This is a genomic window from Aquella oligotrophica (assembly GCF_002892535.1).
GTDB classification, from domain to species: domain Bacteria; phylum Pseudomonadota; class Gammaproteobacteria; order Burkholderiales; family UBA11063; genus Aquella; species Aquella oligotrophica.
In genome coordinates this window covers 1,824,656-1,849,278 of record NZ_CP024847.1, presented here as the reverse complement: position 1 = coordinate 1,849,278, position 24,623 = coordinate 1,824,656, and the positions used below count along the sequence as shown (strand labels likewise).

The following is a 24,623-nucleotide window of genomic DNA, read 5'->3' as shown; positions in this document are numbered from 1 at the left end:
TTTTATTAAAGATTTGAATTAAGGGCATTACTATGCAAAAAAAACGTCAGGGTTTTACACTTATCGAGATTATGGTGGTAATTGTAATTATGGGTATTATGGCTGCTTTGGTAGTACCTCGGGTAATGGGGAGTACTGATCAGGCACGTACTGCTGCTGCGAAGGCTGATATCCAGTCTGTTATGACTGCATTGAAGCTTTATAAGTTGGATAATATTAGATACCCAACACAGCAACAAGGTTTGGATGCCCTGGTAAATAAACCGTCAGTGGCACCAATTCCAAATAATTACAAGGCTGGTGGTTATCTTGAGAAGTTACCTAAAGATCCTTGGGGAAATGATTATCAGTATCAAAACCCAGGTAAACACGGTGAAGTTGATGTTTTCAGTTATGGTCCAGATGGAGCAACTTCTTCCGGGACAGATGGTCAGGCTGTAATTGGCAGCTGGCAATAGCGCGATTGAATCAGATTTCATTTCAAAATTAGAGTTGTTTTCAACTCTAATTTTTATTTTGTGGAGGCATTGTGCATAAGCCAAATGGCTTTACCTTAATTGAAATGATGCTGGTAGTGGTAATAATTGCGGTTATGACTACGATTGTTACCCTAAGTGTAAGTTCACCAAGTTTTGGTCGCTTCCTAGTTGGAGCTGAGCAGTTTTCAAGCACGTTATCTGTATTATCAGATGAGTCAATTTATAGTGGTGATGTTATTGCCTGTAAATTGGCTGCGACATCGATTAGTTGTAATCGATATCGGCAAGGTGATAATGAGTGGACTGAAATTGATATGCGTAAAGTAGTTTCATGGGGTTGGCCAAAAGGATTGAAGATACTAAAGGTTTTAGTTAATGGTGTTCCATTGAAAGATAATGAACCGATTAGATTTTTTCCTAGTGGTGATAACGCAAGTTTATCAATTCAAGTTGGTGATGATGAATACAGTGCTTGGATTGATAGTGATTTGGTTGGGCGCTATAAGGTATCCAGTTAATGAAAAATGCTAATTCTACTAGGGGTTTTACTCTTATTGAGTGTCTGGTAGCACTTTTTATTGTAGCTGTAGTTTTGGCGTCTGCAACTAGAGCAATTGGACTTATCATTAGTGATGTACATGATAGCTTTTTGCGCGAAGTGGCGACATGGGTTGCAGAAAATGAATTTAATCAGCTATATATAAACCAGCAATATCCGGATGTTGGTACTGTTAAAAAATCCCTCACTTCTGCAGGGGTGAAATTCAATGTTGTTGAAGTAGTGAGTAATACTCCCAATCCATATTTCAGAAGAGTTGAAATTTCTGTTAGCCAGTCAGATGATCCTGACTATACTATTTTTAAGACAATTAATTTTATAGCACAATACTAGAAAAATGAATATGGTTAATACCTCCAGACGGTTGGGATTTACTTTAATTGAGCTAATGGTTGCCATCGTTATTTTTGCAATCATTTCAACTGTTTCTTACCGCATGATTACAAGCTTGGTGAGAACCAAGGAAATTGCTGGTGAGGCGCAGGAAAAATGGGGTAATTTGTCACTGGCTATATCTAATTTTGGTATGAGCTGGAATAGGGTAATCCCTCTAGTTGTGCGGGATCAGAATGGAGGGCTATTGCCAGCGGTATATGGTAAAGCTAAATTAAATGGCATGTACGATTCCCAACTTGAAATGACACTCAGTGGTTTTTCTGGTGATAGAATTTATGGGACTGTTCCGCCAAAGCGTATTGGTTATCGTTATTATGGTAAAACACTATATCTTGTAACTTGGCCAGTATTAAATCGGGTTGTTACAACTCAGCCAGATATTGACGTTTTAATAGATAATGTAACTAAATTTGAAATAACTTTTTTATACCCAGATAATCAATGGCGAAATACTTGGCCACCACAGGGTGGAGATATAACATCTTTACCTCGTGCGGTTAAAGTAGTTATGGTGTTAGCTTCTGGTGAAACCGTTGAGAGAAGCTGGGCATTAACGTGATGATCAAAAGCAATCGAGGAGCAGCGCTAATTACTGTAATGGTAATAGTCTTTATTGTAATGACGATTATTGCTAGTCTCGCAACTACTAATTTCAGGATGTATAAAAGATTAGTTAATCGTCAGCTGCGAGAACAATCAACGACCATTGCGTATAGTGCACTTGATTTTGGACGGGCTGCTTTAGGAACGAGTGGTGCAACCTCCTCATTTGACTCGCTTCAGGATGTCTGGGCGCAGGGACTACCCAAAACCAAAGTTCTTGACGATATTTATATGAGTGGTTCTGTAGTTGACGAACAGAGTAAATTTAATATAAATGATCTTGTTAGCCAGGGAATCGTAAATCCGAATGTCTTAAATCAGTTTAGTCTGCTTTTGCAATATTTGAATATTCCTCCTTCACTAGCATATAATATTGCCTACTATATTGCAGCTCCCCAATATCAGGGAGACATAATGTCACAATATACAATGGGAAAACCTGCGTATAGTCCAGCCGGAAGACCATTTGTTGATTTGTCAGAATTAATTTTGGTTAAGGGTGTAAATCAGGACATTGTACAAAAATTGGTTAAATATGTTACAGCTGTCCCTGTTAATGGTAGCACCTTGCAAAATGAAAGTTCCATAGAAAGTGCTCCTAGTGGTGGATTTGGTTATGGTACAATTGTGAATGTTAATACAGCTTCGGCTGAAGTGATAGCTGCTAAAAGCGGTATTCCCTTACCTGTGGCGCAAAGAATGATTAGCTATCGTTCTGCCCAACCGTTTAATAATACTCAGGCAGTAACTACTTTTTTATCTCAGAATGGTGTGAATACAAGTAGTTCCCAGCCACAGCCAAACAGCAAAAATCAGCTTAATCTGGCTGGTTTGGGGGTTAGCTCCAGCTATTTTACAATTCATGCTGTTGTTGATGATCAGGGTGATGAATTTCGTTTCGTAGCATTTGTTTTTCGGCAAAATCGTAGTGGTCAATGGCCACAAATTTTATGGCAACATCCAGAATGACTTTATTACGTATATTTATAGAAAAAGAGGATTTAAGCGCGGTAAGCTGGCAGTCATTAAATGGCAGTGAGCTAACTGATTCAGGGGTTGCACCACTGGAAGAGCTGGTTGGTGAAAATCTGGATGCCATTGAGGTATATTTATCGCCGTACTTGGCAACAATAATTAAAACAAATCTTGGCGATGTAAGTGATAAAAGGATTAACGATGAATTCTTGCTTGGGGCAGTAGAAGATAATCTAGCTGAAGATATTGAAGAGTGTAAACCTATTTTAATGCGTATGTCTGATGGTGTCGATTATATTGCAATCCTAAATCGTGATTTTTATCTACTTTTGCTTAATAAATTAAGTAATCATGTAAAACAAGTGCGATTTATTCAGCCATTTCCATATACAACAGTCTTTGAAGAGGGTAGCTGGACAGTATATTTGGTAGGTAATAATAAATTTGTCCGAACTTCTTTATATGAGTATTTTATTCTGGATGATGCTGAACCAGTTCCGGAAACATTGCTTGATTTACTACAAACATATGAAAAAGATTCAATAATTGTTTATTCTGAGAGTAGCCAAGTGGTAGAGTTACTTTCTACTAAATATAAGCTAGATTGCAAGCAATATGCTGAATTGACATATGGTGTTGCTAACTGGAATTTTTATAATGAGAAAAGTAAGCGGTTTAACATAAAAATCAATGAAGACGCCAAAGCTAAATTGATTAGGCTTGGCAGATTTGTTGGGGTTTATGCTTCAATTTTTGCAGTTTTCTGGATCATAAATCTTGGATTTCTTATGGTTCAGAAAAATAACATCCAGTCACAGATTACCAAAGATTTAAGTGGTATCATCGACGGAATAAAGTTTACGCCAAATTTATGGTCGCAAGTTGATGAGAAAATTCTTGATTTACAGCATTCAAAGGGTATTTATGCTGATAGTGATGCATTGCGATTATTTAGTATTTTTCTAAAAACAATGCCGGAAGTAAATAATAATATGATTCAGGGAATACAGTATTCTGGATCGCAGTTGACGGTTTTTTTGAATAGTCAATTTGATCCATCTCAATTTCCTAATGATAGAAGTGTACTTGCTACTAAACGCATTCAAGCAGATATAACTGATTATAAAACCTATCAGGCAGAACAATCCGATGCTAATTCTAAAAATAATGGCGGCGGTGTTTTGTCGAATACTGATCCCAATTCGATGGGACATCTTCAAATTCTACAATGGCTGATGCTGCTTGGGTAATTAGCTTACAAATTATATCAAGAATGGATACAACTAATGATGGCAAGTTTTAAACCGTATATTGATAAATTAAGGGTTAAAATTGAACCGCAAATAAATAAATTAATTGCGCGTTGGGAACAGTTACAACCTCGTGAACAGAAGCTTGTTGGCGGGTTAGGGCTTTTTCTTGTATTGTCAATGCTCTTTCTTATAGTCAATGGCTTGATTACTTATAAAAATAATGTTGCGATTATGGTTGAGAATTTGAACCGGGTTACTGTTTTCTCTAAGCAGGCAGCAATTAATTATAAAAACATTAAATCAGTTGAAGCTAATACTTTTAATTCGGTAACTACTGATCAGATAAAAGGAGATGTATCACAGGTTCTTCAAACTAAAGAACCTAATATTCTTATTCAGGATGGTCAAATGACGATTAGTGTACCGAATGCACAATTTAATCAAGTAATGACATTGCTTGATCAATTACGCCGAAGTTATGCAATTTTTCCCTCTCAACTTACTATTACTCGTCAATCCAGAAGTGGTTTTGTATCATTTAGTGCTACATTCTGGGTCAAGCAATAGACTCTTTTGCATTAATAGTTTAATTTTTGGAGATTTCTGATACGCTAATTATTTTTGAGTATTCATTCACCAGCAATGATCACTTCCTCATCAATTTCATAACTTCCAATTTTAAGAAATTTGCGGGGAATTACTAGATGATAATCAAGGCTAATAGCTTTTTTAATTAACTGTTCTTTTGTCTGAACATTGAAAATGAACTTTAGATTTTCGAGATGGTCATTTACTCTATATTTAGATATTTTGTGTCCAAGTGTAGTAAGTATTTCTGATATTTCAGTGTTTGAATACTTATTTAGGTATAAAAATAACACCATGCTTTGTTTTTCATTAAGTTGATATTCTATAGGTAAGTCATTTTTTTGATCTTCCTCTACAAGAGCGATCTCATTTATCTTATAAATTGCTGCAAGAATATTCGGCATCGAATAAGGTCTAACTACTCCAGAAATTCCAACACAATTACCTGTATCTGGATTGACAATTGGTTTTTTACGTACAAAGCCAATCCTGTTATAGGTATCAATATAGATAAAATTTGCTGATTTCAAAGATGATCTAATTATATTATCTTGCTCATATGCCTGTAACTTAATTTTTGCATGTAGTTCTTTCATCTCAGCTGTCAAGTTTGTTTCATCTGCGACAAAATATGCATTTTTTCCTATATGCTTTCTATGTCCAAGTGACAGATAGCGGAAATTATGATGGATATCTTTTATGTACATGATTTCATTTTCTTCATGTCCGAACATAATATCAGCACATTGACAATAAAAATCTAAAAACTCTTTGTCTGTTTTAATTTTATTCATAGTTTAAATAATCCTAGAATTCTATCAAAGACCTTACAATAAAGTAGTATAGCAGAAGGATGCTTTATAATTTATGTTTATTTCTGTCTTTTTCAAAAGATACAATTTTGAAAATAATTAGTATTTTTTATCAAAATATAATATGATTTCGGCATATAATAGTTAGTTGATTTTATTTCCCCAGAGAGTAGTTTAATATTTTTAAGAAATCTATGGATATTTTGCAAAAGAACAATATGGCGGATGAGAATTTTTTCAAGACCTACTGCGAAAGTGCAAAAGTTCTTTATAATAGTGGAGAAAAAGAAAAGGTTCTTATTAAAAATAAAAATCTTGAAATTGTTTATATTTCAATCGGATATGAAGATACTTATGGCGTAACACTTGAGTCCTTAACAGGAGGCAAGCTTTCTGAAGAGAAGAAGATAATCTATGAAAAAGAGAGGATTACTGCACTAGAACAAGATAAGATTATTCGTGATACAAGGCAGGCAAGAGAATTTATTTTTATTGATGCGTATTATCATATAAGTCATGTTTATAAACGTCCAATTATAAATCCGGCTACCAATAATTTTGTTGGAATTTTTGTCTATATTCATAATTACGTTCATCCTAACTTACTAAAGCTAATTTATAAAATTAATGGAGTTAATTCTGGACTTAGCAACATAAAAACTGAATCATTAAAATATAAGTTGACTAAAAAACAAAATATGATACTTTTTCTTTATCTAAATAGATTTTCAAATTCAGAAATTTCTGAAATAATGACCACTTTGGGACACAAAATCTCAAAAGCACGGGTAAATGATCATCTTGAAAATCTCAAACTGATCTTTCATGCTCGTTCAAAAAATGAATTAATCGAAAAAGCAGTCGCTTTAAATTATCACTTATTGATACCAAGAGCCTTCCTCAAATCTGGCAGTTATGAATTTGACAGTAATATGATAATATCAGGTTAAGAAATCAAATTACAATATAATGATCTATATTATCTTACTCTTATGATGCAATTAAACTCCTATAATTGCTTACCATGTCCCGGACATATCTCTATAAATACATTTATTTTTATTTAGATTATTTATACATCTATTGCTATACTTTTGTATTTATTGATTTGTATGTGCATTCTAATCTCCCTTAAAAATACCCACCAAAAAAAATAGGTAGTAAAGTATTTGTGTACTGATCTTGGGTTCCAATACTCGTTATGTTTACTTATAATACGCTCCGTATATAAGATAAGCCAGCATACTTTGGTTTGTTGAGTTTGCAAAACATAATTTATAAATAAAGGGATATACATGAAGAAAAAAATAAACTTTCTAGCATTGGTAAGTAGTGCAGTAATTTTCAGTGGCTGCGGTGGGGCTGGTAATAATGCCACAGGTGGTGGAGTTAACCCAATACTTGAAGATGTGGCAGGTAGTATTTACCTAGATCAATTAGCAGTAGTTCCTGTGAAGAATAGTTATAAATCAAGCTATTTATTACGGATAAATAACAGTAGCAATCAAAGTTATAAAATTGAATCAGTACAAATAACAGATGCTAGTGGCAAAAAAGATTTATCAAATGCTGTTAAAGTGGTAGCGCAAGTAGGTGAGGATATATCGATAAATGGAAGTAGTAGCATCCAGTTTACTCCACAGATAGCACATTCGGAAGCGGTATTGCTAAGCGTGAAGTTAAAAGCTCAGGATGGACATAGTGAAGTATTGCACCAAATGATTCGGATGAGTGATAAGGTTGGTAGCAAAGCTGGTCTTGCTGCGATAAATGACATTAATCAGATTTATACTAAAGATGGTAATTATAGTTTATCAGTACCTGTAATTCTTACCGAAGACTTTGATAATGTTAGTAGTAAAAACGGTAGTATCTTATGTAGTGCAGCAGGGTTTAAAAAAGGTAATAGCTGTACATTATTACTAAAAGGTAAGGGTTTATCCGAGCATACTATTGTAAATACAAGAGTATCAGGATATCGTAATGGTCAAGAAGTTGCCTTTAGTGATGGTAGTGTAGCGGTTGAAAAAGCAGCTGGATCAAACTTGCTGATCCAGCATGGAATTACAATGAAAGCTGATGGTAAAGAACAAGTACGTATCAGCGTATTTAATGCGGGGAATGAGGATATTAAGGATAAGCTGAATTTGCTTGGGGATAATAGTAAAGTCCTGGGAGCACCAAGTAATCCAGAGGATGAAGATTGTCTTGTTTCCTCTTCTCTTAACGCGGGTGATAGTTGTAGTTTTGTGTTTACTGCACGTAAGCAGGATGTAAGCGGTAATCATCCATTTACAGTTGGCTATGACAAAGATAAAAAAGTTACGACAAATCTTGAGTATATAGCCGAAGATCCCCAAATGTCAATATTAGAAGTAGATCGTAATGGAGACTTACAAAGTACGTTGATAAATGATGGTGGTAGTCACGCAACAATAACGATAAAGAATACTTCAAATCGAGATTTATCTGAGATAAAGATTACTCCTGCGGCAGCAGCAGAAGGCTTTAATGTAAAATCACAAGAGGCAGGATCAGGTGAGAACCCTATTCCTTGTAGTGGAAAAATAGATCAAGAATGTGATATTAGTATTAACTATGAACCTACTAAACCTGCAAAAGGTGATCTATGGTTAAATATCACAGGTAAATATACTTCAGTAGATGGTTTACAGAAACAATACCTAAGTAGTATTAGTATTCCTTATTCTGCAATTTTGAGTAAAGATGTACTAACCATTAATTCAGAGGATACAGGAAACCTGCATACAATAGTTGGTCAGCCTGGAGCTGCTAATTTTACGCTTCATAATAATGCTAAAAAATTAGCTACGCCACTAACTAAAATAGCATTAAACACGACAGTCGCAGGTCTTAGTCTTGATCTGAGTAACTGTGGTGGCAATAAATTAAATACCCTTAATGCTGGTACAAATTGTAATACTAAAGTAAATTATGCTGCTCAAACAGACATCAAGGGAAAAGAAACGAATAGGTTAAATGTTGAATATACAGTAAATGGAGAGAAAGTTACGACTAATTCAGAGGAATTCATAACAGAGGTAAGTGGCGGTGATCGAGCATATATTACAACAGCCATTAACCTGACTGGTACGCCAACAACATTAAGCGGAAATGGTCTAACCAATAATCCATATAAGTTTACTGCACTGAGTAATAATCGGTTGAAGCTGCAATATACATTTACTAATGTAGGCGAGCAAGCAGCGACTGGATTTAATATCAAAGGTATTCCTGTATATGCAGAAGTAGAAAAATCTGGAACTAGTTGTGCGGTTGGATTAGCTAATGGTGGGGCAACAAACTTTACGACAGACCTAGATAAAAAAACAGGTAGTTGTACTCTTGAGTTATCGGTACCATCAATGTCATTCCTAAATAAGGAAGCCTCTTTTGAAAATAATAATCTATTAATGGCAAACATTGATTTGGGGCTAAGCTATAGCTATCATGATCAGGCAAACTCAGCGCCTACTCCTGCTCACATCACAGCGATCAAGCGTCAGATAAGTTTTAACCGTCAATGGGCTACGCCAAGTTTACTTAAACAAACAACAAAACTGATAAAAGATCCAGTAAATGGTGATTATTGGCAGGTAGCTTATAAGGTAGGTGTATCGATAGCCGATAAGGATCTGGTTAATTACCCGGTAACTGTAACACCAAAGCTAAATTATGCCGGGACTAATGGTATCAATCTTGTCGCATGTACTATCAATGAAGCAGATGTAGCAAAAGAATGTGATGCAATAGCTGAATTCAAATTAGCTAATATCGGTGAAAACATTCTAAAAATGGATCTTGAATTAAGTGCAGCGGGGGTAGGTGAAAAAGATAAGCTTACTTATCCAGCCTATGCAAGCTTAAATGCGAACCCAGTAGAAGCTAGTCTTCTAGAAGGCATCAAGGTGAATACTAGAAGTTTGGTACCATACGATCGTTATAAAGGTAAGATAATCTATGCCCATATGGAGAGTTATCCATTCGAGCTACAGGTAACTAAGCCAAATGGTGATGGTAAGTATCCGATTAGTGATATAAAGATTAACAACAATTTTCTTTTACCCGCGGGATACAGTATAAGCCAGAGTAGTACTGATTGTACGGATGATAATGGCTTACAAAGTAAGAGTTTATGTACGATAAAAGGAAACTTGCAGCTAACATTACCAAGTGGAGTAAACTGGAAAGAATTAGCAACTACTAATTTGAATATAGGATTAAGTTATAACCGAGATGGTAATACATTTTATACAGATCCGGTAAACTTGGAAGTTGAAAGTGGAGTATTGGTGGGGACAAGTAACTTTAAATATTCTGATACTGATTATCAGCGTAAAAGTATTCAATTTAGTGGACAAACATATAATATGGATTATCTGGTAATCAATCCAAAGATTAGCGGCGTACCAGCTAATGTAGATACCGGAGTATTAACAGCACCGACTAATAAGAAAGTTACAGCTATAACTTCATGTGCTAATAATTCTAGTGGTGCTTCAAATACTTTGTTACTAGCTGCTGAAGATGCTAACGGTAATAAACATGATCTGACTGTATATGCCCAAAGATATAATGGTGGTTTCTTGTGTCACCTGTGGGATGAAAATGTTAGTCAGGCTTATTTCTCATCTGTTAATATTTGGCTCGACTTCAGGAAAATTGGCTATGACAGAATGTGGGACTATACTGGTGATAACTTTATTGCTCGTGCAGAGGCTCAAGTACTAAATGATAACTTACCAACTGGTAAATATAAGGCTTTCTTTTATCTTTTGGGGCGAAAATCTGGTAACTATTCGGTAAGGAAAGTAAATATCGAATACGATCATACCCAGAAACAACCATAATACTTTTTTAGCTATTAATTACAAAAAAAGATACTACAAATGTAGTATCTTTTTCTTACTGCTTTATATTGGCTAGCTTAGCTAATAATAAAGGTAGGCATTATCTTTTTTATTTATTCTATTAAATACTTGAGGGGAATTTAATGAGTTTTATTTCAGATGAGGAGTACTTTAATCAGTATCTTAAATCTTTTACTTTATTTCATGATGGTGCTCCAGATATTATAAGCTTCATCAAAGACAATCAATTTGCTTACCGTGGGATAAGTAAAGGATTTAATCAGTTTATTACTGTAAATAATGTTACTATCGAAATTGGTCAGACAGATTTGCAGCTAAATCTTGCTAAAGAACATCCAACAATTATACAGACTATTCATGACTATAATTGCCAGATTAGAGATTTAAGGGTTGTAAAAACCTTTATTTATATCACAAAGCTAAGTAATCTTCATGTAGTGAGAAAATATCCAATAATTAATCCTGCTACAAATAATTTTCTTGGTATTTATGCCTGTTTTTCCAAATACGTATCACCGCACCCAGTAAAATCAATCTTTATGATCAATGAGGGTAAAGCTCTTATTAACATTAAAAAAGATCAGAAAAAAATTAATTTTGAATTATCCGAACGGCAAAAAATGGTGCTTTATTTTTATTTACATCGTTATTCGTATGCCGATATATCGAAAATAATGAGTTCATTGGGGCATGTGATTTCAGCATCTCGAGTAAATGATCATCTTTCAAATTTAAAATATATTTTTTCGGTAAGAAGTAAACAGGAGTTGTTGGATAAAGCTTTTGCACTTAATTATCATTTGTGTATTCCACGAACTCTTCTAAAATTAGGAGTTTTTGAGATAAATGAGGAAATCATTGTACAATGATCAAGTTTATTTGAAGCTATTAATTGTGATTAATTTACCCATAATTCCACAAGTGGCAAATGAAAATAATGCAAAAGCACCTGTCATAAATGCAGCCACAGTTGCCGAAAGTTTTGGAAATAAAGTTGGCGAATGAACAAATAAATTTGAAAATATCACCGAAGCTATAAATGAACTCTCCCTACCGCAGAGTACTGGGGAGAGTTCATTTACAATATATGTCTATGAAAACGCCTAGTACAAATTTGCTCAAGATTGGAGTGTGTCATAAATTTTGGTGCGTCCAGCAAAGGCTGGCATATTCAGTGAGAGATAAACTCACCAAGGTAAAAGTTCAAGCCTTGTAACTCGGATAGCAATGTAAAGAAAAATCGATATGTTGAAGCCTACCGACAAATCTGTTATAAGGACAGGTGTGAGATAGCAGGTCATAACGTGAGTGAACCCAGATACGGCTTCGATAGTGACTAGACTAAAGGCTGAGCTCGCTAAGCAGCTGGAGAGATCCTCCTTGCTTTAATGCAGAAATGTATTAGTAATAGTAAGCTTTATAAGTGATAACCATGAAATAAGCTGAAGGCAAGAGGAAGTCGGATGGGATAATAGTAGTAATGAAGTATGGTAACTCGTACAGAGCGAAGGCAGAAACAGAGTGGAAATTTGGGGGCTTATACGTACATGTATGTAAACTTGAGGTATTGCAAGAATCCTATCGACAGGCAAAACTAAATAATGGTGCGCCAGGGATAGATAACGTAAGCTTCTATAAAATAGAGGAATACGGAGTTAACAAATATCTCCAGGAAATACAAAGTGAACTAATAGGCAGAAGTTATTATCCATTAAGGAACCGCTTAAAAGAAATACCTAAGGCAAATGGAACTAGAACCTTGGCAATTTCGGCAGTTCGCGACAGGGATAGTACAAGGAGCGCTTAAACTGATATTGGAACCTATATTCGAAGCTGATTTCCAGGACGGTTCATTTGGATACAGACCTAAACGAACTGCTCAGGCGGCAGTAGATAGAGTGGCGGTAGCAATAGTTAAGGAACACACAAAGGTCATTGATATTGATCTGAAAGCGTATTTTAACAATGTACGACATCATATTCTATTAGAGAAGATAGCTAAACGCATGGAGGATACTGATTTTTTAAAGATTTAACTTTTTAATCGTATTGAAATAACAGGAAATTGATTACTTTAAATTAATATTTATTTGTAGATTTTCGGTTGCGACGAAAAATTGTGCGGCATCAAAAGATGATTTGCTTGTATTACTAAAGCCAAACTGCTCAGTCGGTTCGCCATTATCATTCCGGCTAATTTTACCATCACGATCTTCATCATGAATTACAGCGACAGCGTAAGTGCCAGATGGAATATTATTAAAGCTGGTGGTAATAGTTGCTGCAGTTATTGGGTAAACTATAATTGCACGGTATTCTTTACCTTCAATCGGAAATGAAGCTTTATTATTGTATAAACTAATGATCATTTGCCCTTTTTTATCTATTATATTACTGACTGTGACAGTCAGATTAGCAGCAGAAACTAGTTTAATTGAGAGTAGCAGAATAAATAAAATTATCTTATTCATCTTATTGACATCTTAATAAATCATTAGCTAATAAAAATCCCCGAAATATTATATATCGGGGATTTAACTTTAATTATTCATCTGTAACACAACCAAGGCTGGCTGATTTTACGTTTTTGATAAATTTATACAAAGTACCACGGGTAGAGCGGTAAGGAGGTGCTTGCCAGTTTTTACGACGGTTAGCAAATTCTTCATCACTTACTTCAGCATTGATAGTGTTATTTTCAGCATCAATTGCAATAATATCATTATCTTTAATTAATGCAATATTACCGCCAACTTGGGCTTCAGGGGTAATATGACCCACGATAAAACCATGTGAACCACCGGAAAAACGTCCATCGGTAATTAGTGCGACGTCTTTACCAAGTCCTGCACCTACGATTGCGGAAGTTGGTTTTAACATTTCTGGCATACCTGGTCCACCTTTAGGTCCTTGGAAGCGAATGACAATTACATCGCCTTTTTGAATTTTACCTTGTGCTAGAGCTTCTACCATTGCTTCTTCGGTATCAAAGCAGCGTGCAGGTCCTTTAAAGTAAGTACCTTCTTTACCAGTAATTTTAGCTGCCGAACCTTCAGTTGCTAGATTACCATATAATATCTGAATATGTCCGGTAGCCTTAATTGGAGCGCTAAATGGTTGAACCAAATCCTGATCGGCAGGTAGCCCAGGTAAATCAGCAAGATTTTCCGCCATAGTTTTACCCGTAACCGTTAGGCAATCACCATGAAGCATGCCATTTTCGAGTAATAGTTTTAATACCGCTGGAGTTCCACCTAACGCATGTAAATCAGCCATTACATATTTACCACTTGGTTTAAAATCAGCCAACATCGGAGTTTTATCACTAATTTTTTGAATATCTTCAAGTGTGAAATCAATATTAGCAGTACGTGCCATTGCGATTAAATGAAGTACAGCATTGGTTGAGCCACCCAAAACGGTAACTAGCGTAAATGCATTTTCAAAGGATTTTTTACTAAGTATATCGCTAGGTTTAATATCTTTTTCTAATAGATGATGAATTGCCGTACCAGCATGATGACACTCAGCAATTTTAGCTACATGGGTTGCTGCTATTGATGAGCTATATGGTAGAGATAAACCAAGAGCCTCAATTGCACAAGCCATAGTATTAGCCGTGTACATTCCACCACAGGCACCAGCTCCCGGACATGAATTACGTACGATTCCTTGGCGTTCTTCTTCAGTTATTTTACCTGCTAGAAATTCACCATATGCCTGAAATGCTGATACGATATCCAGAATCTTGCCATTGTATTCACCTGCCTTGATCGTGCCACCATAAATCATAATGCTTGGGCGATTTAGGCGAATCATCGCCATTACGCAGCCCGGCATATTTTTATCACAACCAGGAATAGTGATTAATCCGTCATACCATTGCGCACCAGTAATAGTTTCAATCGAATCAGCAATGATTTCACGAGATTGTAATGAGTAGCGCATACCATTTGTACCCATAGAGATACCATCGCTAACACCAATTGTATTAAAACGCATTCCTACTAGTCCTGCCGCTTTAACCCCTTTTTTTACTTCTTCGGCAAGGTTTAATAAATGCATATTACATGGATTACCTTCGTACCATACGCTACCAATCCCAACTTGGGCTTTATGCATATCTTCTTCTTTAAGTCCAGTGGCATAAAGCATGGCTTGTGAAGCCCCTTGCGAGATGTCTTCAGTAATTACACTACTTACTTTATTGATTTTAATCATATTTATTCCAATACTAACTATTATTAATTAAACATTAAACCCATTATAAGCTTCGGCAAATGCTTCAATTGATGCCTGAATTATATCTGGAGAGGTACCACTACCAATCGAAGAACCATTATCTTTTTGTAGCTTCATTTCTACATATACGTTGGCATCAGTTCCTTGTCCACGAATTTCTACTTTATAGTCAACTAGTTTGAATAATAAAGTTTCATGACAGGCATGAGTAAGCGCCTTAATTACTGCATCAACCGGACCAGTTCCTTCTGCTGAGCCAGCATATTCTGTATTATTGATTTTTACTTTTACTTTCGCATTAGCTTTTTTATCTTTTGCGGTATCAACAAAAAAGTCAACTACTGAAAACACATCAGCCTTAATGTGGCGTGGTGATTCTAGTACACCCTGAATACTATCTTGGAAGTCAGAAATAGTAATGGTTTTACCTTTTTGTACCATTTTATTTAGTGATAACTCAATTTTGTCAACATACTCATCACTATAGTGTGCTGCAAATAGATTTTGTAACTCACGGGTAATATCCGCTTTGCTTGGTGAATTAGCAAATAGGGTATCGGTTTTTTCAACAAATACCATGCTTTTACCATCAAAAAAACCATTTTCATAAAGGCTAAGGAAATCTTTGGTTTGTGGATAAATAGTTGGTGGTTTAATTGCCGCTTTCAGTACTACTTGCGGATCTTTTAGACCATCACCAGTTAGTACACAAAGTACTTTTTTGTGGGCTTCGATTTTATCCTGTTCAATCAATTTTTGAATACCAGCTATTGTTGCTGCAGCTGAGCTTTCAGCAAAAATTCCTTCTTCTTTAGCTAAGCGATGTTGTGCTGCCAAAATCTCGTTATCAGTAACGGAGATTGCATAACCATTGGTGCTATTGATTGCTTCTAATGCTTTTAATCCATCAAGTGGATTAGATACACAGATGGCAGAAGCCAAAGTATTTACACTAGCTAGAGTTTCGATTTTATTTGTTTTTTGCTCAAAGCTATTTACAACAGCTTGAGCTCCAGCAGCCTGAACTCCGATAATCCTTGGCAATTTATCAATTAATCCAAGTCGGTAATAGTCCATGAAGCCTTTATAATAACCACCAATATTGGTACCACAACCAATTGGTACTACTAGATAATCAGGAACTTGAAATAGCATTTGATCGATGATTTCGAAAGCAGCAGTTTTAGCACCTTCTAAGCGAAAAGCATAATCACCAGCTAGATAAAAGCCCATTTCTTCAGCAATTTTGTAAGCTAGATCGGCAGCATCATTATAAGTGCCTTTAACTTGAACAATATGTCCGCCAAAAGCTAATACTTGCGAAAGTTTACCCGGTGGGACACCTTCCGGTACCATGATGAAACAGGGGATACCAGCAGCAGCAGCATAGCATGCACAGGAAGCTGCCATATTTCCGGTAGAGGCAAGGATAATTGCCTTGGCGCCTTTTTCGCGGGCAACTGAGATTTCAACCGCTGTACCACGATCTTTAAATGATCCGGTCGGATTTTTACCTTCTACTTTCAGGTATAGCTCAACTCCAAGATTACGTCCAAGCTTGCGGCTTTTTAGTAATGGTGTTGCTGCTTCACGAAGTGTAATAAATTCAGCTTGCTTTTCAATTGGTAGCAGTGGTAAATATTTCAATAAATTAGGTGGAGCTTGGCGGAAATAATCCAGATTCATCTTACTTTTGATGGAGTCAAGATCCATTACAACTTCCCACGGGGTTGTTTCTCCAGTAAATACTAGATTATCTGGATGAACTGGCTCTTTACTAACAAAGTCGCGTAAATAATACATAACGATAGATTCTCTATAATTTATTTAAGGCAAACCATTATTATACCAGTAAATTGTTGACTAAAATTAATCAATTGTTTTAGAGCTAATTGCCAGGTAGCGCCTGATAAATAAACTGTCAATTCTTTTGTGGTCTTTAATATTTTATAGTGCAGTGTTTATTTGCTAATTAAACTAAAAGATTAGTTGATTACATTTACCGCATGCCTTCAGAAAATTACTGAAAGTACAAATATGTAAAATATAAATCATGAATGTGGCAAAAGTTTGCTAGAATACAATCTATTGAAATTTTAGATATTTGGCTGAGATATGAGAAAAACAGGAATAAGTTATTATAAATATGTTATTTTGCTTGGATTTTGCTTGTTAGGAAGTAGCTACGCAAATGATATTGATGCACAGGTTAAAGCAGCTATAACTGGTAAGATCAATAGTAGTGGTGGTGCAAGCCGAATTATGTGTGCTAATAAATTGCGCTGTAGTTTGGCATTAACTACTCAACAATATAATCAGGAAAGTTCAACCATTTTATGGTCACATAATGGGAAGATTCTTCCGAATGCAAATCAGTTAATCGAGATTTTACAAAATTCCTACAAAGATGCCTTATACCCCGAGGACTACCATCTTTCAATAATAAACCAGTTAACTCAGCAAGTATCTTCTGCACCGATGATGCAGCCACCAATAGCAGCATTGGCTGATCTTGATACTACACTTACCGATGCTTTTTTGCTCTACGCTAAGCATATGGCAACAGGTAGAGTTGATAATCTGGCTGTTTATCCTACGTGGACAATTAGTAAGCGTGCGGTAAATTTACCTGACTTGCTACAAAAAGCTACTCATGGTGGAAATGTAACTCAAGTTTTAAATGGACTTACTCCAACCTATCCCGGGTATTTGGAGTTAAAAAGCCAGTTAGAGAAGTACCAGAATATTGCTTCTAATGGTGGTTGGGGACAAATTGCGGCAGGAGCTTCATTAAAAATCGGCTCTAAAGGTACAAGGGTTTCGCAATTACAAAAACGGTTGGCTATAACTGGGGAATACACTACCACAGAAAAAACCACTATTTTTGATAAAGCTCTCAAACAGGCAGTCATGAAATTTCAAGCTCATCACGGCTTAAAAGCAAACGGCATAGTTGACAAGCAGACATTACAGGCACTTAATGTTTCGGTTAATCAAATTATTAAGCTTATTGAACTTAATATGGATCGCTTACGCTGGCTACCATTACAAACATCTAAGCAATACTTATTAGTTAATATTCCAAACTTCTCCCTCGATGTCATGGAAAGTGGTCAGTCTATACTTAATATGCCAGTGATTGTTGGGAAAGGTGCGAACCGTAGTTGCGTTTTAAGTAGTAAGATCAGTTATATTGAAATAAATCCGTACTGGAGTGTGCCTGATAGCATTGGACGCAAGGAGATTTTACCTAAATTACAACAGGATCCCAATTATCTTGCCAAAGAGCAAATGAATGTTTATAATGGAAGTTTTGCCAATCCGCCAATTGATCCTTCAAGAATTGACTGGAAGAAAGTTAATCCAAACAATATGCCATATAAATTCAGGCAAATGCCAGGTGAGAAGAATGCTTTAGGTAATATCAAATTTATTTTTCCAAATGTTTGTGGCATCTATTTGCATGATACCCCAACGCGTAATTTATTTGGTAGAAATCGTCGTGATTTCAGCCACGGGTGCATTCGTGTTGGTAAGCCAGTTGAGTTGGCTGATTATCTATTATCAGATAAACCAAACTGGGATGGTGACCGGGTTGAGAGCCAGATTAAATCAGGCAAACGGCAGATCGTCTATCTTGCTGAACCAATGGATGTAAATATTATCTATGGAACAGTTTGGGTCGATAATAATGGTGAACTACAATTTAGGAATGATATTTATCAGATCGATAATGTTGATTATCCAGTTTATCTACCTAAGGAATCGATAACAGAGACGGAAAGTGACGATAATGAATAAAATTATTGCTAAAGATATCAGTCTTGATCGAGGAGAAAAGCAGCTATTAAAAAATATCTCATTTAGTATTGCTAGTGGTGAACAGGTTTTTCTAACTGGAAGCGCTGGTTCGGGTAAGACTAGTCTTGCGATGGCTTTAGCCGGACAGACTTATGTAAGTGGAAGTATAGATAGTTCTTATGATAGTGATTCGGTGTTTTTGCCTAAAACTATACTTGTTTCGCAACATTTTAGCTTTAAAAATAAATTTGGATTGTCGGAGTTTTATTATCAACAGCGTTATAATAGTTATGATTCAGAAGATAGTCTCACGCTTCTTGAGGTAATCAATAATGAATCACAGGATGCCGCTCAGGTTAATAAACTTATTGCAATCATGCATATAGAGCATCGGATAAATGCACCGCTGATTCAGTTATCTAGCGGTGAACGCAAAAAATTGCAGCTTATTTTGGCTTTTCTTAAGCCTGCACAAATAATGATTTTAGATAACCCATATATCGGGCTTGATGTTGATTCGGTTACTAAGCTAAATCTTTTTATACATGAATTATGCAATTTAGGTGTAACATTTATTTTAATCAGTGATAGTTCAGAGATCCCTAATTTTATAACTCATGTCGCTGAAATTACTCAAAAACAAATATCTTTTATGCCCAAAGCTGAGTACCTGTCAACTCAAGTAGATAGTAATACCAGTGAGATTACAATTTCATATGATGCGGTAAAATCCTTATTGATGCCTATTACCAGTTTGTCAGGTGATGAGATCGTCAGGATGGAAAATGTTAGCATAAAATATGGTGAAAAAACTGTTCTTAATCAGGTAAATTGGTTGGTTGAAAAAGGTGATAAATGGCTACTTTCTGGGCATAATGGAGCAGGGAAATCAACCTTACTTAGCCTAGTGACAGGTGATAATCCACAAGCATACGCTAATCAGTTATTCTTATTTGGCAAGAAACGCGGCAGTGGTGAAACAATCTGGGATATTAAACGTAATATTGGTTATATTTCACCTGAATTACATTGGAATTTCACGACAAATTTAAGCTGTCTGGATACCATTATTTCCGGTTTCTTTGATACGCCGGGTTTATATGGCAAAGCTAATGTTGAACAAACCAAAATAGCTAGCGAATGGCTTGAGGTACTTAATCTGGACGAATATAGCAATACAAAATTTGGTCAAGTATCACATGGTACACAACGTATGCTTTTACTGCTTCGAGCATTAGTTAAGAACCCACCACTTTTTATCTTTGATGAGCCGTGTCAGGGGCTGGATGAATTCCATACTCGACAATTCACTCGCCTTGTTGATGCATTATTTGCAGATTCAGAGCATACCATAATCTATATCAGCCATCGGTCTGATCAGATACCCACTTGTGTAAACAAAAAAATAAGACTGGTAAATGGCTGTGTGGTCAATGATTAAATAGCTTCTCGACTTCCCCCGCAAAAACGCGGTTTAAATTTTTATCTGGTTAAAATATAATCGCTCCATCAATAAAACGATATAAGGGAAGCGTTATATGAAATCTGTTAATTCAATCAATTTGTTAGTGGCTGGGCTAGTAAGTGTGTTTTTGGTAGCATGTAATAGTGGTGGTTCATCACAAGCACAAAATACTCAGTCTATTTCTGCGACAGTCTCTACCGAGCCTCAGTCGAAATCTACCTCAAGCTTGAAAAGTACTGCCAGCGGTGTTGTTAGCAACGCGCCTGATAAGGGAAATGGTGTTTGGGACTATAGTGTTGCTACAGATTATTATTATGGTATGCAAGGTAATGGACTTGCTCCTTCATTAAGATATGATTTAAACCAGTTACATAATTCTGATATTTCTTATGTTTTTGCAGATATGGGTAATTTAATTGGTGGTTCAATAAAAGGCAATCCAATTCTTGAATCGGCAAATTCAAGCTGTTTGCCGATCAATCCCGATGGTAGTGCACCGATAGATTATGCTGCGTTTCATTACTATGCTATGCCTCAGCTTAGTGATGAAGTTGTAAGCGGAGCATCGTCAAAACTTGGTTCGTGCGTAAACGGTAACGATGTTACAAACTATTATAAAAATGTAGTTGGCATCAAGCATGTTGTACCACAAATTGATTTTAGTGCCAGCTTCCTGCAACAAATCGTTACCCTTAATAATAATGATAAGGGACAGGCAGCAACCAATGCTTATCTGGTAGGTATTGCGGATTTAATTGCCAATACGATTAATAATGATCAAAATACTTATGGCGTAGCAATTGATAATGAACCTTCAATTAATGAGCAGTTTCCAAATGATCCTATTGGCGAATCATATGAGGTGGTATTTTTTGGTGAAATAGCCAAGCAGTTGCAAATTCACAATAAATTTTTATTTTTATTTGCAGCTCCGGCAAGCGGCAATCAGCTTTATGCCACTTTTAGTAATATAGTTCTTTTACCAGCCTTATATGATATTAATCCGAATGGAACAGATCCTAATCCGGTTCCATTAAATACCTATACAGATGAAGTAAATAGTTTTATTAAAAGTCAGTTAAATAGCCCGCTTTCTAATGCGCCATTGATGTTTGTGTTACCTGCTAGTGCGACTGATAGTACTTGGAGTAATTTGCAGGAGTATAATAGCCAAAGTTCTCATAAATCACCAATTTTACCAACGGGACAAGTAAATCAGGGTGAGTGTGATTCAAAAGAAGCACTAGCAGTAGGAAGTATTGATAATTATGTTCTGGAAAATTTTCTTTGTGCCGCAAATGGTAATTGTAGCCCTCAGTTAGCTAATGTTGAAAATTTTCTTGGAAGTTCCAATTGTACAAATTACGTGAATAGTGGTGCTCAAACAATAGACTACTTTCAGCAAGCGACAAAAAGCTTAGCATCAGTGGTGCCAGCAAATAATTCTTCTAGATATTTTGGCGCAATTTTATATGCTTGGAGAATTAGTGAGTATAATGACATTGCTGGAGCCGTTGGTTATTATAATCAGGATGGTGAATCAGATTTATACAAGCTTGATTCACTACAGTTTCCCGCAGAAGTATCTTCAAATGTGTGGAGCGCTTTTGATAGTTGGACATGGGGTAATAATGTAGTGAATATGAAGCTTAATTAAAATACTTAAAAGATAACTACTCATACTATATAAACCCTGTAGCGACAGGAATATCTAATAAGAGCAAGGAGCCTTGCCGCGCAGCTATTGCGAGATATTATGAGTAGTTACGTTAAAAGCTATTGATAGTAATGAGAGGAGGGGTGTACGATCAAAATTTGGGTTAGTTGTCTAGTACTCATATGCTATAATAATGCGGAGATTTGTTAGCTGCTTATACAAGCTTATGATATTCCAAGATTTTGATAAGTAGAACCAGCTAAGTTATTTACTGATAAAAAATTGATAGGCTAGTCGTAGGGTTTATAAAATGAATTGCTTTTTTGATTATAGTAAGTGTATCGAATGCGCGTAGATTTTTAAGCGAGGGGGATAATTCCCCCTCTTTTTTATTGTTTTTTCTTATATGAGAGTAATTGGTGACTAAATATATTTTTATTACAGGTGGTGTGGTTTCTTCTTTGGGTAAGGGGATTGCCGCGGCTTCAACTGCGTCGATTCTTGAATCACGAGGCTTAAAAGTAACCATGTTAAAGCTTGACCCATATCTGAATGTTGATCCGGGTACAATGAGTCCATTTCAGCACGGTGAAGTCTTTGTAACTGAAGATGGGGCAGAAACTGATCTTGATCTAGGACATTATGAGCGATTTATTTCAGCTAAGATGTCGAAAAAAAATAATTTTACTTCTGGTCAAATCTACGAAAGCGTAATTCGTAAAGAACGGCGTGGTGACTATCTAGGTAAAACAGTTCAGGTAATTCCACATATTACTAATGAAATCAAGGATAGGATAATCGAAGGTGCCGAAGGTTATGATGTAGCGATGATTGAAGTCGGTGGAACTGTTGGTGATATCGAATCGCAGCCTTTTTTAGAAGCGATACGCCAAATGCGCCGCGAACTTGGGCGGGCAAATACTCTTTTCATGCATCTGACTTTGGTGCCATATATTGCTAGTGCCGGAGAGTTAAAAACCAAGCCAACTCAACACTCAGTAAAAGAGATGCTACAAAACGGGATTCAGCCGGATATTCTTATTTGTCGGATGGATCGAGAGTTACCTCTTGATGAAAAACAGAAAATAGCCTTATTTTGTAATCTTGAAGAAAAAGCAGTAATTGGTTGTTATGATTCAGATAGTATCTATAAAGTTCCACATATGCTACATAAACAGGAAATTGATGATATAATCTGTGAGAAATTACAAATTACGACAGCTCCTGCTAATTTTACAGTTTGGGATAATATCGTAAATAGTCTAGAGCATCCTGATGGCAGTATTGAAATTGCAATGGTCGGTAAATATGTTGATCTTACCGAGTCATATAAGTCATTGAATGAGGCGTTAATTCATGCTGGGATTCATACAAATACACAGGTGAATATCAGTTATGTTGATGCCGAAGAGATTGAAAATGGTGATTTATCGGCAATTATGAATGCCGATGCGATTCTGGTACCAGGTGGCTTTGGTAAACGTGGTGTCGAAGGAAAAATTCGGGCAATCGAATATGCGCGCACCCACAATATTCCATTTTTAGGAATCTGTCTTGGTATGCAGCTTGCTGTTGTTGAATATGCGCGGAATGTGTGCGGTTTTAATGATGCAAACTCAACTGAATTTAACCAAAGCTCATCTTTCCCTATTATTGCCATGATTGATGAATGGGTTGATAAGTCAGGAAAAGTTGAAACCCGTGATGAAAATACTGATCTTGGCGGTACAATGCGTTTGGGTTCACAAACGGCAGTTCTTTCTGCGGGAAGCCGTGCGAGTCAGATTTATGGTGCAACAGAAGTAAATGAGCGTCATCGTCATCGGTATGAAGTGAATAATGAATTAATTAGTAAACTGATAGAAAAAGGCTTAGTAGTTAGCGGTATTTCTAAAGGAAGTGAAAAATTGGTAGAAACAATTGAGTTACCTAAACTTGATTGGTTTTTTGCTTGTCAGTTCCATCCTGAATTTACCTCGAATCCGCGTGATGGACATCCGCTATTTACTGCATTTATCGAAGCAGCAATCAGGCAGCAAAAATTATCTGAAAGGAAAGAAGGCTAATGGAAAATAAATCTTGGAAATTACTTGATTTTGAAGTTGGGCTTCGTCAGCCATTATTTTTGATAGCCGGACCATGTGTAATTGAATCTGAGCAGCTAGCGATTGATACTGCTGGATATTTAAAAGAAATAACCAGTAAGCTTGGTATAAATTTTATTTATAAGTCAAGCTTTGATAAAGCTAATCGTAGCTCGGATAAGACTTTTCGCGGTCCGGGGATTGATGAAGGGTTGCGTATTTTATCTGAGGTTAAACGTCAGCTTGGCTTACCAATATTGACTGATATTCATGAGGTTGAACAGATTGATCAGGTTGCATCAGTAGTTGATATTTTGCAAACGCCTGCTTTTTTATGCCGTCAGACTAATTTTATCAAAGCAGTTGCCGCTTCCGGTAAAGCAGTTAATATCAAGAAAGGGCAGTTTCTGGCACCTTGGGATATGAAAAATGTTACCGATAAAGCAAAAAGCGTTGAAGGTCATGGCTTAATCATGGCATGTGAACGCGGTGTAAGTTTTGGTTATAATAATCTGATTTCAGATATGACTTCATTGGTTATCATGCGTGATACTGATTGTCCGGTTGTGTTTGATGCTACGCATTCGGTTCAATTGCCAGGTGGGCAAGGACATGCATCAGGCGGTCGCCGTGAATTTGTCCCAGTTTTAACTCGTGCCGCGGTTGCTGTTGGAATAAGTGGGCTATTTATGGAAACTCATCCACGCCCGGATGAAGCTAAATCGGATGGGCCAAATTCGTTTCCGATGTATGAAATAGAAAATTTCCTAACCGAAATTATGGCTATTGACCAGCTAGTTAAAAAATATTAATAACC

Annotated in this window: 21 protein-coding genes; 17 read left to right on the top strand and 4 right to left on the bottom strand. The window is 36.2% G+C overall.

Annotated features, from left to right (window positions below; translation table 11 throughout):
* Positions 1 to 32: 32 nt before the first annotated feature.
* From gspG to gspM, 7 genes are all read left to right on the top strand, one after another.
* The gene (gspG, locus tag CUN60_RS08490) at positions 33 to 458 is read left to right on the top strand and encodes a type II secretion system major pseudopilin GspG (RefSeq protein WP_102951624.1); all 426 of its coding nucleotides are present in this window, start codon (positions 33 to 35) and stop codon (positions 456 to 458) included.
* A gap of 71 nt (positions 459 to 529) precedes the next feature.
* Positions 530 to 997: a prepilin-type N-terminal cleavage/methylation domain-containing protein gene (locus CUN60_RS08485; protein ID WP_158649360.1), complete on the top strand. Its 468-nt coding sequence runs from the start codon at positions 530 to 532 to the stop codon at positions 995 to 997.
* Positions 997 to 1,371: a type II secretion system minor pseudopilin GspI gene (gene gspI / locus CUN60_RS08480; RefSeq protein WP_102951622.1), complete on the top strand. Its 375-nt coding sequence runs from the start codon at positions 997 to 999 to the stop codon at positions 1,369 to 1,371. The genes CUN60_RS08485 and gspI overlap by 1 nt, the downstream gene beginning before the upstream one ends.
* Positions 1,372 to 1,381: 10 nt before the next feature.
* Positions 1,382 to 1,993, top strand: a complete 612-nt coding sequence (gene gspJ / locus CUN60_RS08475) for a type II secretion system minor pseudopilin GspJ (RefSeq protein WP_158649359.1) — start codon at positions 1,382 to 1,384, stop codon at positions 1,991 to 1,993.
* Complete coding sequence (gene gspK, locus CUN60_RS08470) at positions 1,993 to 3,006, top strand: type II secretion system minor pseudopilin GspK (RefSeq protein WP_102951620.1); 1,014 nt, start codon at positions 1,993 to 1,995, stop codon at positions 3,004 to 3,006. Before gspJ ends, gspK begins: the two co-directional genes overlap by 1 nt.
* A complete protein-coding gene (locus CUN60_RS08465) occupies positions 3,003 to 4,262 on the top strand; it encodes a hypothetical protein (RefSeq protein ID WP_102951619.1) in 1,260 nt (419 codons plus the stop codon). Before gspK ends, CUN60_RS08465 begins: the two co-directional genes overlap by 4 nt.
* A 36-nt stretch (positions 4,263 to 4,298) precedes the next feature.
* Positions 4,299 to 4,832, top strand: a complete 534-nt coding sequence (gspM, locus tag CUN60_RS08460) for a type II secretion system protein GspM (protein WP_102951618.1) — start codon at positions 4,299 to 4,301, stop codon at positions 4,830 to 4,832.
* A 62-nt stretch (positions 4,833 to 4,894) separates the two neighbouring features.
* On the opposite strand, the gene CUN60_RS08455 is transcribed toward gspM, so the two are convergent.
* The gene (locus CUN60_RS08455) at positions 4,895 to 5,647 is read right to left on the bottom strand and encodes a helix-turn-helix transcriptional regulator (RefSeq protein ID WP_102951617.1); all 753 of its coding nucleotides are present in this window, start codon (positions 5,645 to 5,647) and stop codon (positions 4,895 to 4,897) included.
* A gap of 212 nt (positions 5,648 to 5,859) precedes the next feature.
* On the opposite strand from CUN60_RS08455, the gene CUN60_RS08450 reads away from it, so the two are divergent.
* The 5 genes from CUN60_RS08450 to CUN60_RS13090 all read left to right on the top strand — a co-directional run bounded on the left by CUN60_RS08450 (position 5,860) and on the right by CUN60_RS13090 (position 12,593).
* A complete protein-coding gene (locus tag CUN60_RS08450) occupies positions 5,860 to 6,615 on the top strand; it encodes a helix-turn-helix transcriptional regulator (protein ID WP_102951616.1) in 756 nt (251 codons plus the stop codon).
* 345 nt (positions 6,616 to 6,960) lie between these two features.
* Complete coding sequence (locus CUN60_RS08445) at positions 6,961 to 10,536, top strand: COG1361 family protein (RefSeq protein ID WP_102951615.1); 3,576 nt, start codon at positions 6,961 to 6,963, stop codon at positions 10,534 to 10,536.
* Positions 10,537 to 10,679: 143 nt separating this feature from the next.
* Positions 10,680 to 11,426 carry a helix-turn-helix domain-containing protein gene (locus CUN60_RS08440; protein WP_102951614.1) on the top strand — a complete coding sequence of 249 codons (747 nt, stop codon included), beginning with the start codon at positions 10,680 to 10,682 and terminating at the stop codon, positions 11,424 to 11,426.
* On the top strand, positions 11,404 to 11,562 hold the full coding sequence (locus tag CUN60_RS12960; RefSeq protein WP_158649357.1) for a hypothetical protein: 159 nt from the start codon (positions 11,404 to 11,406) through the stop codon (positions 11,560 to 11,562). The genes CUN60_RS08440 and CUN60_RS12960 overlap by 23 nt, the downstream gene beginning before the upstream one ends.
* A gap of 740 nt (positions 11,563 to 12,302) precedes the next feature.
* Positions 12,303 to 12,593, top strand: a complete 291-nt coding sequence (locus tag CUN60_RS13090) for an RNA-dependent RNA polymerase family protein (protein ID WP_222593246.1) — start codon at positions 12,303 to 12,305, stop codon at positions 12,591 to 12,593.
* 33 nt (positions 12,594 to 12,626) lie between these two features.
* Here the strand turns inward: CUN60_RS13090 and CUN60_RS08430 are convergent, their stop codons facing one another.
* The 3 genes from CUN60_RS08430 to thrC all read right to left on the bottom strand — a co-directional run bounded on the left by CUN60_RS08430 (position 12,627) and on the right by thrC (position 16,602).
* On the bottom strand, positions 12,627 to 13,028 hold the full coding sequence (locus CUN60_RS08430) for a DUF2141 domain-containing protein (protein WP_102951613.1): 402 nt from the start codon (positions 13,026 to 13,028) through the stop codon (positions 12,627 to 12,629).
* Between the two features lie 73 nt (positions 13,029 to 13,101).
* On the bottom strand, positions 13,102 to 14,778 hold the full coding sequence (gene ilvD, locus CUN60_RS08425; RefSeq protein ID WP_102951612.1) for a dihydroxy-acid dehydratase: 1,677 nt from the start codon (positions 14,776 to 14,778) through the stop codon (positions 13,102 to 13,104).
* Between the two features lie 27 nt (positions 14,779 to 14,805).
* The gene (gene thrC / locus CUN60_RS08420) at positions 14,806 to 16,602 is read right to left on the bottom strand and encodes a threonine synthase (RefSeq protein WP_102951611.1); all 1,797 of its coding nucleotides are present in this window, start codon (positions 16,600 to 16,602) and stop codon (positions 14,806 to 14,808) included.
* A 312-nt stretch (positions 16,603 to 16,914) separates the two neighbouring features.
* Between thrC and CUN60_RS08415 the strand changes: the two genes are divergently transcribed.
* The 5 genes from CUN60_RS08415 (at position 16,915) to kdsA (ending at position 24,618) form a co-directional block, all read left to right on the top strand.
* Complete coding sequence (locus CUN60_RS08415; protein ID WP_102951610.1) at positions 16,915 to 18,600, top strand: L,D-transpeptidase family protein; 1,686 nt, start codon at positions 16,915 to 16,917, stop codon at positions 18,598 to 18,600.
* Entirely contained in the window at positions 18,593 to 20,041 is a 1,449-nt protein-coding gene (locus CUN60_RS08410) for an ATP-binding cassette domain-containing protein (RefSeq protein ID WP_102951609.1), read from the top strand. The genes CUN60_RS08415 and CUN60_RS08410 overlap by 8 nt, the downstream gene beginning before the upstream one ends.
* Before the next feature lie 97 nt (positions 20,042 to 20,138).
* On the top strand, positions 20,139 to 21,722 hold the full coding sequence (locus CUN60_RS08405; RefSeq protein ID WP_102951608.1) for a hypothetical protein: 1,584 nt from the start codon (positions 20,139 to 20,141) through the stop codon (positions 21,720 to 21,722).
* A gap of 419 nt (positions 21,723 to 22,141) precedes the next feature.
* Complete coding sequence (locus CUN60_RS08400) at positions 22,142 to 23,788, top strand: CTP synthase (protein ID WP_102951607.1); 1,647 nt, start codon at positions 22,142 to 22,144, stop codon at positions 23,786 to 23,788.
* Positions 23,788 to 24,618, top strand: coding sequence for a 3-deoxy-8-phosphooctulonate synthase (gene kdsA, locus CUN60_RS08395; RefSeq protein ID WP_102951606.1), 831 nt, complete (start codon positions 23,788 to 23,790; stop codon positions 24,616 to 24,618). The genes CUN60_RS08400 and kdsA overlap by 1 nt, the downstream gene beginning before the upstream one ends.
* Positions 24,619 to 24,623: the final 5 nt, after the last annotated feature.